Annotated in this window: 11 protein-coding genes; 6 read left to right on the plus strand and 5 right to left on the minus strand. The window is 38.4% G+C overall.

The window, feature by feature from the left end; genetic code table 11:
* Window positions 1–2,040: 2,040 nt before the first annotated feature.
* The 4 genes from B3P23_RS20570 (at window position 2,041) to B3P23_RS20585 (ending at window position 7,843) form a co-directional block, all read left to right on the plus strand.
* Complete coding sequence (locus B3P23_RS20570; protein ID WP_293929196.1) at window positions 2,041–2,853, plus strand: hypothetical protein; 813 nt, start codon at window positions 2,041–2,043, stop codon at window positions 2,851–2,853.
* Between the two features lie 17 nt (window positions 2,854–2,870).
* The gene (locus tag B3P23_RS20575) at window positions 2,871–3,965 is read left to right on the plus strand and encodes a hypothetical protein (RefSeq protein ID WP_293929198.1); all 1,095 of its coding nucleotides are present in this window, start codon (window positions 2,871–2,873) and stop codon (window positions 3,963–3,965) included.
* Between the two features lie 322 nt (window positions 3,966–4,287).
* Complete coding sequence (locus B3P23_RS20580) at window positions 4,288–5,169, plus strand: GLPGLI family protein (protein WP_293929201.1); 882 nt, start codon at window positions 4,288–4,290, stop codon at window positions 5,167–5,169.
* Window position 5,170: 1 nt separating this feature from the next.
* Window positions 5,171–7,843: a hypothetical protein gene (locus B3P23_RS20585; RefSeq protein WP_293929203.1), complete on the plus strand. Its 2,673-nt coding sequence runs from the start codon at window positions 5,171–5,173 to the stop codon at window positions 7,841–7,843.
* Window positions 7,844–7,859: 16 nt separating this feature from the next.
* Here the strand turns inward: B3P23_RS20585 and B3P23_RS20590 are convergent, their stop codons facing one another.
* From B3P23_RS20590 to B3P23_RS20610, 5 genes are all read right to left on the minus strand, one after another.
* Window positions 7,860–8,378, minus strand: coding sequence for an STM3941 family protein (locus B3P23_RS20590; protein ID WP_293929205.1), 519 nt, complete (start codon window positions 8,376–8,378; stop codon window positions 7,860–7,862).
* A gap of 35 nt (window positions 8,379–8,413) precedes the next feature.
* Entirely contained in the window at window positions 8,414–9,121 is a 708-nt protein-coding gene (locus tag B3P23_RS20595) for a LytR/AlgR family response regulator transcription factor (protein WP_248754392.1), read from the minus strand.
* Window positions 9,114–10,292: a sensor histidine kinase gene (locus tag B3P23_RS20600; protein WP_293929208.1), complete on the minus strand. Its 1,179-nt coding sequence runs from the start codon at window positions 10,290–10,292 to the stop codon at window positions 9,114–9,116. The genes B3P23_RS20595 and B3P23_RS20600 overlap by 8 nt, the downstream gene beginning before the upstream one ends.
* 141 nt (window positions 10,293–10,433) lie before the next feature.
* Complete coding sequence (locus B3P23_RS20605; protein ID WP_293929210.1) at window positions 10,434–11,171, minus strand: type II CAAX prenyl endopeptidase Rce1 family protein; 738 nt, start codon at window positions 11,169–11,171, stop codon at window positions 10,434–10,436.
* A 310-nt stretch (window positions 11,172–11,481) separates the two neighbouring features.
* Window positions 11,482–12,723, minus strand: a complete 1,242-nt coding sequence (locus B3P23_RS20610; protein ID WP_293929212.1) for a GTP-binding protein — start codon at window positions 12,721–12,723, stop codon at window positions 11,482–11,484.
* Between the two features lie 632 nt (window positions 12,724–13,355).
* On the opposite strand from B3P23_RS20610, the gene B3P23_RS20615 reads away from it, so the two are divergent.
* Together B3P23_RS20615 and B3P23_RS20620 are read left to right on the plus strand one after the other, a co-directional pair.
* Window positions 13,356–13,985, plus strand: a complete 630-nt coding sequence (locus tag B3P23_RS20615; protein WP_293929214.1) for an RNA polymerase sigma factor — start codon at window positions 13,356–13,358, stop codon at window positions 13,983–13,985.
* Between the two features lie 50 nt (window positions 13,986–14,035).
* Complete coding sequence (locus B3P23_RS20620; RefSeq protein WP_293929216.1) at window positions 14,036–15,232, plus strand: FecR family protein; 1,197 nt, start codon at window positions 14,036–14,038, stop codon at window positions 15,230–15,232.
* Window positions 15,233–15,393: the final 161 nt, after the last annotated feature.

Consider the following 15,393-nt stretch of genomic DNA (forward strand, 5'->3'; position numbering starts at 1 on the left):
AGGTATTCTACCTTAACTTTCGTGGCAGGGTGCTAACGAAATTTCCTTATATCGTTTTTTATACGTTAGATGATGAGCAGGAACTGATCATCTTCAAAGCAGTATTTCATACCACGCAAACTCCTCAAAAATATCCTCACAAATAAATAATTCTGGAGGCTGCTTGTACAGCCGTAGGGTGAGCGATTTTTACCACTCACTGAATACCGAAAATAGCATGGGTTTTTATTGACCACAAATTGAAAGGTGTGTACAATTATTTTCACTTTTCTATTCAATTTGGAAAAGTTGTTGTTGACCAGAATGTGGAAAGTATAGACAACCGTGATGCTGATATATAACCCTATGATTTCGTTGTTGCTAACCAAAATTTAACAGAGCGTTTAAAATAGTTAGAAAGTTAGAGGGTGAGAAGGTTAGAAATTTTGACTTCGCTCAATATAAAATAATTTAGGCTGCTTGTACAGCCGTAGGGTGAGGATCATGATCACTCACTGAGTACCGAAAATAGCATGGGTAGTTACTGATCATAGGTATATGCAATCAATAATGAAGACTATTAATGGTATTTACAATTGATGCAACGAAAAGGAACCAAAAGATATCACAACTAATTACAAACTTAAAAGGTATGTACAATTTAGTCTTCTTGAGGTTTAAGATTAAAGTCTGTTGTTACTGACCACAATTTGAAAGAATAGTTAGAAGGTTATGAAGTTAGGGGGTGAGAAAGTTAGAAATATTGACTTTTCGCTCAATGTAAAATAATGGAGGCTGCTTGTATAGCCGTAGGGTGAGGGATTTTTGCTACTCACTGAATACTGAATAATAGTAAGGGGGTCGCTACTGACCAAAAATTGAAAGGTATATACAACATGTGCTGCGGGTCTTCGGTACGGAGGTAAGTCGCTACTGACCACAAATTGAAAGAATAGTTAGAAAGTGAAAGGATTAGAAGGTTAGTTTCTAGTTCATCATATAAAATAATGGAGGCTGCTTGTACAGCCGTAGGGTGAGGGATTTTTACCACTCACTGAATACCGAAAATAGCATGGGTTTTTACTGACAACAAATTGAAAGCTGTGTACAATTCGGTTTGTGAATCAGCTAGAGAGCATCAAGTTGTTACTGAACACAATTGAAAGGTGTGTACAATCAATCGCGAATACCATTAATGGTATTTACAATTGATGAAACGATTAAAAGTTATCAAATGTCAGAGTTACTAAGTACAGTTCTGAAAACAGTATGTACAATGTAATGCGAAAAAGAAAAACTAAAAAAATGTTTGTTGACTTGAAGTTGAAAGAATAGGTAGAAAAGCTAGAAAGTTAGAAATTTTGACTTCGCTTAATATAAAATAATGGACGCTTCTTGTAGAGCCGTAGGGTGAGGGATTTTTACCACTCACTGAATACCGAAAATAGCATGGGTTTTTATTGATCACAAATTGAAAGGTGTGTACAATTAGCTGGCTGTATTTGTTGTTGCTGACTACACGTTGAAGAATCGTTAGATAGTTAGAGGGTTAGAAAGTTAGAAATTTTGACTTCGCTCAATATAAAATAATGGAGGCTGCTTGTACAGCCGTAGGGTGAGGAGGGTACCACTCGCTAAATTCAATTTATTGCAATAGGGGGTTGAGCTTAGTGCAATTGAATATGCAATCGACAGGGAAGCTATACAGTTGACAGAACTGTCACTGCACAATGGCCTAAGTAAGTCGATATTCTAAAAACTCCATATCCATCTCAGGTACGCTCAGGTCACGTTGATGACGATGAAAAAGCAAGCCTACACATAATTTAGGTAATGACACTTTGAGTTTATGGCATTAGATACAAGATATATTGCATGCTCTTGATAAAAAGCCACATATTTTCGGTCAATTCCAATAGGACAGGAGTGTTCTAAGTCGCTTTAATATATGCCTTAAACATGATCTCAGTTCCCAAAAAAATCCGCCAGACCAGCTGAGATCTGTTTAGATAAATAACCAATGTATTGGCATTCTCATGTGCCCTGACCAAAATAATGATTATGAGTAAAACACTACAAACACAGCAAGCTGAAAAATATCTCTCCTTTCTGCAGAACGGAGATGAAAGAGGCTTGACCTATTTTTACAATCGTTTCTACGGATATCTTTTCGTAAAATCATATCGCGTGACCAAGGATGATTGTGCGGCTGAAAGTATCGCGCAGGAAGCATTATTGCGACTGTGGCTCTGCCGAAAACAGATGAAGACAATAGACGATACCTTTGCCTTTTTAAAAGCACAGGTTAAAGCTGCTATAGATGCATTTTACAATACCACAAAAACTAGATTTCACCGAAAACTGCTACGGTTGGATGGTATCGAAGATTACCAAGAGTTTCTGGTGGGATATACCCTAGAGGAAGAGGAGGAAACGGATATCGTCTATCTGGAGAAGCTGGAGGAAGAAAAGCAGGAGCGATTGGATAAACTTAACCGGCTGTTGCCAAGCCTCAGCAATCAACAGCAGCTATTCATCAAACTCTGTTTACAGTATAGTTTTAACTACGAGCGCATTGCCTATTATTTGGGTGGTATATCTGACTATGAAGTCAGTTTGCAGGTCGAAAAAACCATTGATACACTACGTTCCATATTCAATAACTCGCAACAAATGGAGTTGTTAAATAGACGGTCTTCGGTGGTACTGGAGGGTGAATTCAATGAGCATCAGGCCGAAATCTTTCATATGCGCTATGAGCTACAGTTGTCATTTGAGCAGATTTCCGAAGCGTTGAATTTGAATCCATCGATGGTTAAAAAACTCTTCGTACAGGCGCATACTAAAATCAAAAACGCCAAGAAAACAGCATAATTAAAGAGATATCGCTTATGGAAAAAGATACCCTAATTTTAACCCGAAAAGTTCAGATTTATTTGGACTGTGATGATCAAGAACAACGGTCTGCGTATTATAAAAAGTTATTTGAGTGGCAGGACATGGTGTATCGCGGATCCAATATGGTTATGACGCACCAATACATCCAAGAGCAGATGAAGGATTTAATCTATCTGCGCGATGACGTCAAAGTGAAGCTCGCTAATTTTGATAAAGATCCAGAAGGTATATTCACCACTTCTAAGATGAATACCACGTATCGCATATTGTCTCTATATTTTAAAGGAAAACTGCCATCGGATATTCTTTCGTCCATGAATATGACCTTAAACAGGGCTTATAGTACTGATCGTTTAGCCTATTGGAAAGGAGAAAAATCGTTGAGAAATTATAAAAAAGATATGCCGATTCCATTTGGAGGAGATCAAGTGAAACTGAGCAATGATGAGAAAGGGCGTGATTTTATATTGAAACTGTTCAAAATACCCTTTCGCACGTATCTCGGCAAAGATCGATCGGACAAGAGGGTTTTATTGCAGAGGGCACTGGTCGGAAAAATCAAGATCTGTGCAAGCTCCATCCAGATAGTAAAAGGCAAGATATTTTTATTGCTCGCTCTGGAATTGCCGAAAAAGAAATACGAACTAAAAGACCATATCATTGCTGAAGCATCGTTGTCTGTAGAACATCCGATCACGGTGTCTATTGATAAAAATAGTTACCAAATAGGAAACAAAGAAGAATTTCTATATCGGCGGATGGCTATTCAGGCGGCGAGATACCGATTGCAAAAAGGTGCAGCTTTCAACAGAGGTGGTCATGGACGTAAGAAAAAGATGAAAAGTATGGAGCAAGTCAATGAACAGGAGAAACGTTATGTGGATAGTCGTTTGCATCTCTATAGCAGAAGGCTGATTGATCTATGTGTAAAATCTGAAGCAGGAACATTATTATTGGTCAATCAGACGAACAAGGAAGAGTTTGCTAAAGAAGATGAATTCCTTTTGCGAAACTGGAGCTACTATGGCCTGATTGAAAAGATAAAATACAAAGCGAATATGGCTGGAATTAATTTGATCGTAGAATAGATCATTGCTTTGAAGTTTTCTCCATCTTGCACCTTCTCCGCATTGGTCAATAATTACGGTGCAGAGAAGGTGCATATCAAATTCAACCGGGGCTCAGAAACGACTGGAGATTAACAATCCAAGCAGCAGGAAAAATCTTCCTCCCAGCATAAAAAACACTACTTACAGCTCACTAAAAATGGGCTATTTTATGTAAAAATAATCATATCGTAATTTTATTGATCAAATAATCAGTTGCTTGCATTTTTATTGAATGATTTTTTATGAGGAGTATTTGTTAGTTACGAATATTTCGTAAGTTTACAAAAAAATCGTAAACATTATGAAAAAGATCTTACTAACCGTATTGATTTCAGTCAGTTTTATGGCTGTTAAAGCGCAAGAAAAGGCAATCGCCAAAGTGCATTACATATTCAAGCATGTCAATGACACGACAAAAAGAGATAAGCATACCCGTGATGAAGTCGTTACTTATTTAGGTCAGCAAACAAGTTATTATACCAGTTATTCAACGACCAGAATGCAGGAGCAAACCACAAAAATGATTTCAGCTCCAGATTTTGACGGTAATTTAGTGATCTCCAGATCCACCAGTGGCATCAAAGAATCTTATCTGCTCGAACCTGCCAAATCCCAGATGGTAGAAGTGAAGCGTGTTGCTTCAGATGAGTTTTTATTAGAGACTACCTATCCTAAACAAGATTGGAATATAGCCGATGAAACAAAAGTAATAGGTGGATATACCTGTCAAAAAGCCACCACCACTTTTGCAGGTCGACATTATACCGCATGGTTTACAACCGATATTCCGTTTTCTTTTGGACCGTGGAAATTACACGGTTTGCCAGGACTTATTCTAGCCGCAAAGGATGATCAGAATGAGGTGGAGTTTGAATATTCAGGTTTTGATAAATTGGCGGCTGATGTCCAAGTGACCATTGGAACTCCCGCAAAGGCTATTTTGTCGACAAAAGATGAAGTCGAAAAATTAGAAAAGGCATTTAAGGCAAATCCCAGTGCCTATATGCAATCGAAGTCCAACGTGAGAATTGCAGGTCCAGGTGTTTTTGTGAGCAGCGGAGGTAGCGGCACTTCATCTTCCTCAGCTATCGACGCATCAAAAATTAAATCCATGTCCATTAAAAATGACGATAATTATAAACCTTCTTCGGTCACGAATAATCCTTTAGAATTAAAACCGTAGTATGTTACAACGCGCTGTTTTTATTGTTTACCTGCTGCTTTGTAGTGCACAGATTTTTGGACAGGAACATGTGATGGAAGGATTTTTAGTGGATAAAAACACGAAGAAAGCCTTAAATCATATCCATGTCCTGCTCAAATCTAGTGACCATAAATTGTTAACCTTCAAAGAAACAAAGGCGGATGGTGCTTTCTCTTTGGCTACAGTTAAAGATGTGGATGGAGCGTATCTGGAGATCAATCATCTTGGTTATCACAAAAAAATAATCCCATGGACAGAAGTTGGCTTAAAAAAAACAATTGAACTGGAGCAAAAAGTAGTGCTATTGGAAGATGTAGAAGTCAAAAGCCGACCGCAGATCAGACAGATTGGTGATACGCTTGCCTATAACGTGGCTTCGTTTGCAAAAGAGGAGGACCGTAGCATTGGTGAGGTATTAAAACGGATGCCGGGTATTGAGGTCGGGGACAATGGAAGTATCAAATATCAGGGAAAAGCGATTTCGAAGTTCTATATTGATGGAGATGATTTATTGGATGACCGCTATGCGATCGGAACCAAAACGATCCCGCATAAGATGGTGAAGGACATCGAGGTACTGACCAATCATGAACACATGAAAGTGCTCAAAAATAGACGCTATACTGATGAAGTGGCGATCAATCTCGTGATCAAGGACGATGCGAAACTGAAGTTGACGGGTCAAGCAAAATTAGGTGCAGGACTACCCAAGCAATATGACGGCGAACTCAATACGATCCTGTTTAATAAAAAATATAAAGTATTGAATGTCTTGCAGGGCAATAATATTGGAAATGATCTGACGGGAGATTTTACAGGGTTTAACCAAGCTACTGTGCTCTCGCGAATGGGGTATTCGGCCGTTAATAATCTACTGGCTCTAGGTACTGTCGGCGGTCCACCTGTAGCCAAATCAAATTATTTTATGAATAATTCGGTGGCTTTAAATGCCAACAATCTATTGAATATCAAAAATGGTTTCCAATTGAAATCCAATATTCAGCTCTTACAGGATAAAAATAATACCAATTTTAAAGGAGAGACGAGTTATTTTTCAGAAGATAGCGATTATATTTTTGATGAAAATCAGTATACCCAAACAACGGAATGGCTAGCGGCACTGCGCTTGAGTTTAAATAAAAATATAGAGAAACGCTATATCAATAATGCTTTTTCATTTGAGTATGAAAAGGAAGATCGTGCGGCGAATATCGGAAGCAATGGGGAGACTATTTTGGGCAGTCTCCATCATCAAATAAAAGGCTTTTCAAATCAATTGGAATGGGTACCTGCACTTAAAAATGGTGATATTGTCCAAGTAAACTGGTATCTCAATTATGCGACCAAACCGCAAACTTTATCATTCTCCCCAGGGCTCTTTCCTGATGTGTTCTCAGGAGGGGTTCCTTATGAACAGACTTGGCAGCATGTGGAAGTTCCAACAGTTTTTACGAAAGCAAGTGTCGGATATAGACTTCCTAAAGGGAAATTAAAACAATACTACAATCTCGGTGCGATGGTCGAAGATCAAAAATTGAGATCCAATATCGCGATCCATAAAGCGGGCAATATCGCGGATGTCGCGCTAGATTCTACTCAAAATAAGCTGCACTGGAATCGCTCCTCCGTTTCTGCAAATGCAGAATATGAATGGAGCAATAGGAGATGGGCCACTCGACTGGTATTGCCGGTTTCATGGCAATATACCTGTTATGCGGATCCTTATTTTAACCTCGATAAAAATCAACATGATATTGTATTCAATCCTACATTTTCCGCTAGGCTTCGTGTGAGTCAGGAAGATGAACTTAGTTTTTCTTATCAACGAAGCCATTCATTTGGAAATATAGAAAATGTGTATCAGGGGCTATTGATTAGAAACTATCGCACCTTCTCAAGCAATAACGGTGTCATCACCGAAAATAAAAACAATGAGTTTGGCTTAAATTATAAGGTAGGGAGAACGATAAAATTGTTATTTATGAATGTGGGATTGAATTATAAACAATCCATCTCCAACACCATACTATCCAATGTGGTGAATGATCAATCGACACAGACACAATTGATCGAACAGGAAAATATCGTCAATTCTTATCAGGCGTCTGTCGGATTTGACAAATACATCTTTGCCTTATCCAGTACCATGAAGCTGGCAGCATCGTGGTCCCTATCCGATTATAACCAGTTTTTCAATAACGAGATCCTTCCATTTCAAAATATAGGCTATACCTTGAGACCTAATTTGGAATTAAAAATCTGGAAGCAGTTGAATCTTTCGTACACGGGGCAGTTGTCGTGGATGAGCAGTAAACAGAAAGGAAAGGTGCAGGGATTGGATCGAAATACATTCCAGTCTTCCCATCAGCTCGGGTTACCGATGACCTTATTTTCCGGTTTTCATGTACGGTTCAGTGCTCGGAATGTCTATGCGCATCAACCTGGATTCAACGATTTTAATTACTTGTTTTTCGATACCTTCATCCGCTATCGTCACAAAAAATCAAAAACGGACTTTGAACTCAACTTGACGAATCTGGCGAATGTTAAAAAATTTGAAACCTATTCGGTATCGGCTAACATGCAAATGCATAACAGCTATGAGCTAAGAGGGCGAATGGCCGTTTTAAAAGCGGTGTTTAATTTTAAATAAGCAATCATAACAGCACTCACCGATTCGCTTCACCATATGCTTTTAATCGAGTTTGAAGTAACAGCAAAAGTTGTGGTTCAGAAATCGCTAAAATAGCAACATCGATCCAAAGTAAATCAGGTTTTGATCTGAAAAAACGACCTATCGCATTTAAAGCAGTTAAGTAAGCCGTACGTTTAACTTGGTCATATTTTTTCTCATCCTTAACCTGGATAAAGATTTGATTCTGCGCGCGATAAAAGCCGGTTTCAAAAGTTTGAATATCATTCCAAGGAATAAAAATGGGGGTATCTGCTGTGTTATTTACTAGTCCTCGTTCTTCTATGCTTAATCCTGGTCGTCCTTTTTTATGTTCGATCCAGAACCTAATTTTATGAAAATATAAGATATGAAGCGTGACGAATATTAAAAATAGTAGTATGGGAGCATAGCTGTTTGACGAGTTAAAAATAAAGAAAAGTAAGACCACAATAAAGGCTATACATAGGAAAATACCTGTACTAATTTTACTGTTCTTAAATTGTATATCTACCATAAGGATCTCATGTAAATATAATAAAATTATCTCTTTTATTTGATGCCCAACAACTTGAAAAACTCTTCCTTTTTATTTAAAGCAATAGCTATTGATTTACCATTGGTCAACTCGATCATATTTCCGCTGACGGTTTTGACAGCTTCGATGTTAAGGATAAACGAACGCTGCACACGAAAAAAGAGCTGCTTATCTAGGATTTCGTCCATAGATTTGAGCGTAGCTTGCGTGGTATAGCTATTTTCGGGAATGACGATCTTCAGGTAATCGCCTTGCGCTTCTATATAAAGGATTTCATTCAATACAATTTTGACTAACCTTCCTTCCGATTTGATAAATATACGGTCAGGCTTAGTCTCTGGGCGTGTAGTAGCCTTACTTGTCAGGACTCTTTCTTTAGCTCTGTTGACAGCCTTTAAAAACCGATCGAATCGAACCGGTTTTACCAGATAGTCGGTTGCCCCAGCATCAAAACTATCCAATGCGAAATCGCGATGGGCAGTAACAAAAATAATAACAGGAGGATTGACCAAGGCATGTACCAGCTCCATCCCATTTATTTTTGGCATTTGGATATCACTAAACATAATATCGACCTGATGGTTTTGTAAATAGAGCAGCGCTTCTACGGAGTCACCAAAGGATGCCACGAGGGTCAGAAAAGGAATTTCTTTTATAAACGTTTCGATCACCTCTCTACCGAGCGGTTCATCATCTGCAACGATGCACGTGAACTTATCCATGAGTTGTTAAATTTATTTTTAAGCTGACAACAAATTTATGTTGGAGATTTTCAATCCTGAGTTCATGTTTATCGGGATATAACAACTGCAAGCGCTTTTGAACATTCGCAATCCCAATACCTCCAAACTCCTTTGTGGCAACATGGTCATCTACATCATTTTCAAGATGAAAGTAAAATTGATTGTCCTCAATTTTTATACTCAAATTTATAAACTGTTCTTTGTTATGGCTAAGACCATATTTAAAGGCATTTTCTATAAAAGTAAAAGTGAGCAATGGAGCAATATATAATCCCATCAAATTGTTTTCATCAGGAAGGTGTAATACAATCTTTTTATCAGTCGGATAGCGCATTTTTTCAAGTTCGCTATAGTTTTTTATAAATTCCAGTTCTTTTTGTAAGGATACCTTTTCTGTATTGGATTCATAGAGGGTGTAACTCATAATATCCGAAAGATTGACGATCACATCTGGCGTCGCGGGATCTTTTTTTATCGCAAGCCCATATAGATTGTTTAAGGTATTGAACAGAAAATGTGGATTGAGCTGGGCTTTCAAAAAGTTTTTTTCAATATGGATATTTTCTATTTCTAAGCTTGCTTTTTCCTGCTGAATTTTTAAAGTTTTACTATAAAGTTTAGAGATTTCAAATAGAATTTTCACAAAAAAGAAGGGCGATAGAATCGAAATCACGATGAAGGCCTGCGAGATCATGCGTTTGAAAGAAACAGCCTGTAAAAACGTTTGATCGGCACTCATCTTAATCGCACCTTTAAGTTCCCCATTTTCGATTTCAAACCCCAAAGCATGATAGAGCTGGGAAAAGAAATAGGTGATCGCAATCCAGATAAACAACAGGAAAGGCAAACTAATGATCAATAGTACAATGATCTTATTCCTGCCTCCAGATAAAATCTTGGGTAGCAAGACATAAAAGAAGAGATAGAATACGAGCATATTAACAGTCGTCATCCTGATGGTGAGGATCACAGCATTAAATAGAGAGAGTTTGTAAGCCAGTATGTAGCTTAGCAGCAATAAGACTGAAAAAGTAAACCACATGCAGACATGCAGCAGCATTCGATTTGTTTTGGTATATAAACGCTCAAAATCAAATTCTGCTATCTTACTCGTTAAATAGCTGGAGAAAACCTGTGTATCCTGCGACATGAAATGTGTTTAAAAAGATCAACCAAATATAGTTTTTTGAACGCTTTATAGGGATAGTTTTTGTATAAAAAGACAAGCGACCATACTGTTGGTGATCGCTTATTGGAAAGATTATCCTTGCTATTGTTAGCCGCTGTTTCCTTATAAAATTCTAATGATAGCATTACATAGATTGACGGTATTGTGTCCAAGGATGGGGTAAATTAGGTTACCTGAAAATTTTCGCAATAGGCCCAGACTGAGCGAAGATATCAGCGTGAGGTAGATGATCGTGATGATATCAAATTTGAGTTGATGATCTTCCGTGAGCACAACACCATGTGCAACACTGAATAAAAGCGTCACGATAACAAATCCCCAACCCAATGAGATCCCTTTGATATTCCATTGGGGAGTAAAAGCTTGATCAAGAAGCCAAAAGCAAATGCCCCTGAAGACCAATTCTTCCGTTAAACCGGGCATTGTTGCCTGGAAAGCGAATGTTTCAAGATCAAAATGACCTCCTTTAGGGAATAGGATCAATTTGAAAATCAAATCAAAAAATAAGAATCCAAGGAATAGAAAAATGCCGAATCGGACCTGTTTCTTTGTATTACTTTTCGAGGTGAATCCGATCTGCTCACGATGAGTTTTGCTTACCGAAAAAATGATGGTCAGCGCTAACAATAAACTTAAGATTTTACCGACCCAAGAAAATTTTAATCCAATGGAATCAAGGCTAACATACTGTCTGCTGAAATGCTGGATATAACAATCAGCTAGAAAATAGACGATGAAAAGGATTAAAAATTTTGAATTTACTTTTTTCGTTTTGGCAAATGCAATCGCTATTAACGGTAGCATGAAAGAGATCCAAATAAGCGGTGTGTATAGTGACATATCTTTTAATTTTTCTTTAAAAGTAGCGCAACACCACATCCTTTAAAAATTCTACCGATGAAAAGGTATGATCAACCGATAGAAGCTATTTTTTGATCGATTAAGCAGGTCCGTTATTAAGCGTTTGATCGCCTTGGAGATTGAAAAAATAGTGCAGTAAAAATTTAAAAGATCTGAAAGATCATTAAGAGATGAGGAAATCAATTACAGGGCTGATGTACACATCTATAATGATGTCCCCTGATCAAAAAATAACATGGTGCTTATGTATGCAACCATGTTATTACATTTTTAATCAAGATGATCTACCTTATATATTTGTTGGAAAAGGATCTTCAAACCTGATATTTTTATCAAACAGATAAAACTCATCTTCTTGGAGTAAGCATTTTTCCAGGTCCATCCTCACCTTGTTTTCATTGATGTCTTGTCCAATAAAGACAAGTTCATTTATTCTATCCCCCCATTGTTTACTCCAGCGACGTTCGATATAGTCTTTATTGGCGACGTAACTTTCAAATTGTATGCGTTCGAAGTAGGACATACTGATCCACCACACACCAGCAGTCTCTAGGCGCGAAGAGCCGCCAGCCTGAGAAAAATTTAAAGCTTCATCACGACGGGAGGCTAGCCAGAAAAGACCCTTGGCACGTATAATACCTGCGGGATACTGATGGTTTAAGTAATGCCAAAACCGTTCAGGATGAAAAGGTCTTTGATTTCTGAATACAAACGAACTGATGCCATATTCTTCTGTTTCGGGAGTATGCTGTTCCGACTCCAATTCCTTTTGCCATCCTGCCGAAGTCTGGGCTTCATCAAAATCAAAAAGTTTGGTGTTTAACACTTCTTTCGGACTTACTTTTCCAAAAACAGAACTGATTATTTTTGCCCCAGGATTTAATTTGTGTATCGCAGCCTTTAAAACACCAACGGTCCCAGCATCCACCAGATCTGTTTTATTCAAGATGATGACATTCGCAAACTCGATCTGGTCGGTCAGCAGGTTGACGATCGTTCGGTCGTCACCTTCCATATCTGTTAGATTGCGATCCTGTAGCATTTCATTTGTACCAAAATCTTTGAAAAAGTTAAAGCAATCCACCACCGTCACCATGGTGTCGATATAGCTGAAGCGAGACAAGTCTATACCTTGATCTTCGTCAACATAGGAAAAAGTCTGCGCTACCGGAATAGGCTCACTGATGCCTGTGCTCTCAATCAATAAATAATCAAATCGACCTTCATTCGCGAGTTTTTCCACCTCAACCATGAGATCTTCGCGCAGGGTACAGCAAATGCAACCGTTGCTCATTTCAACCAATTTTTCTTCTGTACGTGATAGCGTGTGCTGATGTTCAACCAAGCGCGCGTCCACATTGACCTCGCTCATATCGTTGACGATCACTGCTACCTTCAACCCCTCCTTATTATGTAAAATATGATTGAGAAGGGTTGTTTTTCCAGCACCAAGAAAACCGCTTAATACGGTAACGGGGAGTTTCTTTTGCGTGATCCCATCAGGAGTGGATACGGATGTTTTTGTCTGCATGTATTTCATTCTTTAGTATTTTAATGTAAGTGGTAGGGGTACTTGCGTGAGATAAAGTCCGCTCGTGTAAAACCTAGCTGATTTGATCCTCAATCGAACCTTCAACTATTTTTGTAAACCAGCCAATGATGTTTTGATGGTGTTGAGGGCCATATAAGCGGATGAATGTTTTCGTTTCCGACTTATTGAAGTCCTGGTAAACAGCAAGTCTCGTTCTGGCAAATTCTGCTGTTAGCGGGATCTTGCAATCATGTACCAAACAGGTTTTCCATTGTTCAAATGTTTCAGGTATCATATATAATCTGTTTTCTTAAGTGTAATACAAAAGCAAAGATATAAAACTAATATAGTAAATGCAATATAGTTGCATTTGTAAAATTAAAGAAATTGAGAAAACAGATCAGGTACACATACAGACATGATGGACAAGATAATATACCTTTTAAATGATCCGGATAAAGGCATCGGATATATTAGATAGACAATAGGGGGCAGGTACATCGTGTGCCGAGCTGCTGCTCGGCTTTATATGGAGGATCAATATGACATGATTTGGTTATTTATAATTAATGCTCTGTTAATATGCGTTCTATTTCTTTGTAAAGAAAAGTTAACCGTATGATCTTGAATTTATGTCTGTTATAACACGTCACGAACTGAAAGAACACTGGAATACATTTGTTGCAGCAGCATGTGAAGAAGCGTTTTATCAGATTTACGAATACTACCATCATTATCTCAGTTATGTAGGTACCAAACGTGGTTTTGCTATCGATATCATTCAAGATGCTATCAATGATGTGTTTCTTCATTTATGGGAAAACAGAGCTAAAAGTAGCAGCATACACCATCTCCATAATTACATCATTACCATCTTTTTGCGGAAACTATTTCGCGATGATGCCAAGAAGTATGAAATGATTCCGACCATCGCCACTTTATTGGAGAACTGCGAAGTTCCTTCTGTTGAAGATGGATTTATACAGCGCTATACGGAAGACGAGGTGGGACGCTTTGTAAAAGAAAAAGTTGATGAGCTAGGCGAGAAACAACGTTTGCTGATTTATCAAAAATTTTATCTTGGATTATCCTACCAAGAAATAGCTGCTGCAAATGGTGTTTCCATCAATACCGTCTACAATACCATCTATAAGTCTGTGGATAAATTACGAAATCTGTTGACTGCAGAACAAGAAACCTTTCTTAAAATAGCCATTGGGGCCCTTTCAACATTTTTTTTATTTTTTTTAGAAAATCAGTAGTGAAAATAGCATACTCCATGCTCTATTGATCAAATGAAGAGAAATAAAACATGGAAGAACTGAATCTGAAAGCATTGTTAGCAGATGAGAGCTTCATCAACTATTGTAAAGGATACCCAGCTCAGGATGTTGCCAAATGGGAAAACTGGCTGCAAGACCATGCGCAGTACCGTAAAGAAGTAGAAGAACAGAAGCGGATAGTCCAAACGTTGGCCTATCATACTGCCGTAACTACTGTTGAAGATCATTATCTCCGCCTCAAGGAGCAGATCGCAAAAAAAAATAAGAAAACGGATACCCGCTTTCGAATTTTCCCATGGCTAAAGATCGCGGCTTCACTATTGCTCATCGGTTCCCTATCGTACTTGATGTTACGTCAATCTTTCCTATCTGAACCTGATCACCATAAGCAAAGTGTAGTAATCCCTGGAGAAGATAAAGCCTTATTGACTTTGGCAGATGGTTCGACCATCTCATTAGATGAAGTTGCAGTCGGAACATTGGCCTTAGAAGGCGGTGTGCGCGTAGAGAAAACAAAAAGTGGTCAGCTTATTTACAGTGTTTCCGAATCCGAATCCAGTAACAGGAATGCTTCCAATACCATTACCACTCCTAAAGGAGGGCAGTATCGACTTACCTTACCCGATGGCTCTAAGGCTTGTTTGAATGCTTCATCAACCTTACACTATCCCCTGCATTTTGAACATCACGAGCGCCGGGTAAAAATGACCGGTGAGGTATATTTTGAAATTGCCAAAATGGAAAAGCGTCAACATGGTCGGGTCGAGCGTATCCCTTTTTATGTGGAAACAGCGCATCAGGAGATCCAAGTATTAGGTACGCATTTTAATGTGAATTCCTATCCCGATGAACCCGGAATAGTTACCACACTGCTGGAAGGAAGTGTGCGGGTAACTTCATCTTTAAACGGCGAATCGATTCTGTTGCGTCCTGGACAGCAATCATTCTTAGATAAACACCTGGTCGTAAGTACAGCAGATGTCGAGCAGCAGGTAGCGTGGACTGCGGGAGATTTTGTGTTTAAAAGTGAGCCATTAGCCAGTATCTTGCGTAAAGTATCGCGCTGGTACGATGTGGATATCGTATGTCCACCACATTTAGGAAAACTCAAATTTGATGGCATTGTTTCGCGTTCTCAGCCATTGAATGCTATTATGGATATGGTTGAAATAACGGGAAAAGCAAAATTGAAATTGACAGAAAGGAGGATTATTGTGACCGATTAATACCTCTATAATACCCGATCGGCTTAAAAAAAGGCCAAAGGTGCTCGTAACACCTCTGGCTAGTGCGTTAAGCTGATCAATAACGTTGTGCGAACAAAATCATCAATTAATATTAACGACAACAAATATATAAAATATTCATTTGCATTGGGTAAACACCC

It is taken from the genome of Sphingobacterium sp. UBA6320, assembly GCF_002440335.1.
In the GTDB taxonomy this organism is placed as follows: domain Bacteria; phylum Bacteroidota; class Bacteroidia; order Sphingobacteriales; family Sphingobacteriaceae; genus Sphingobacterium.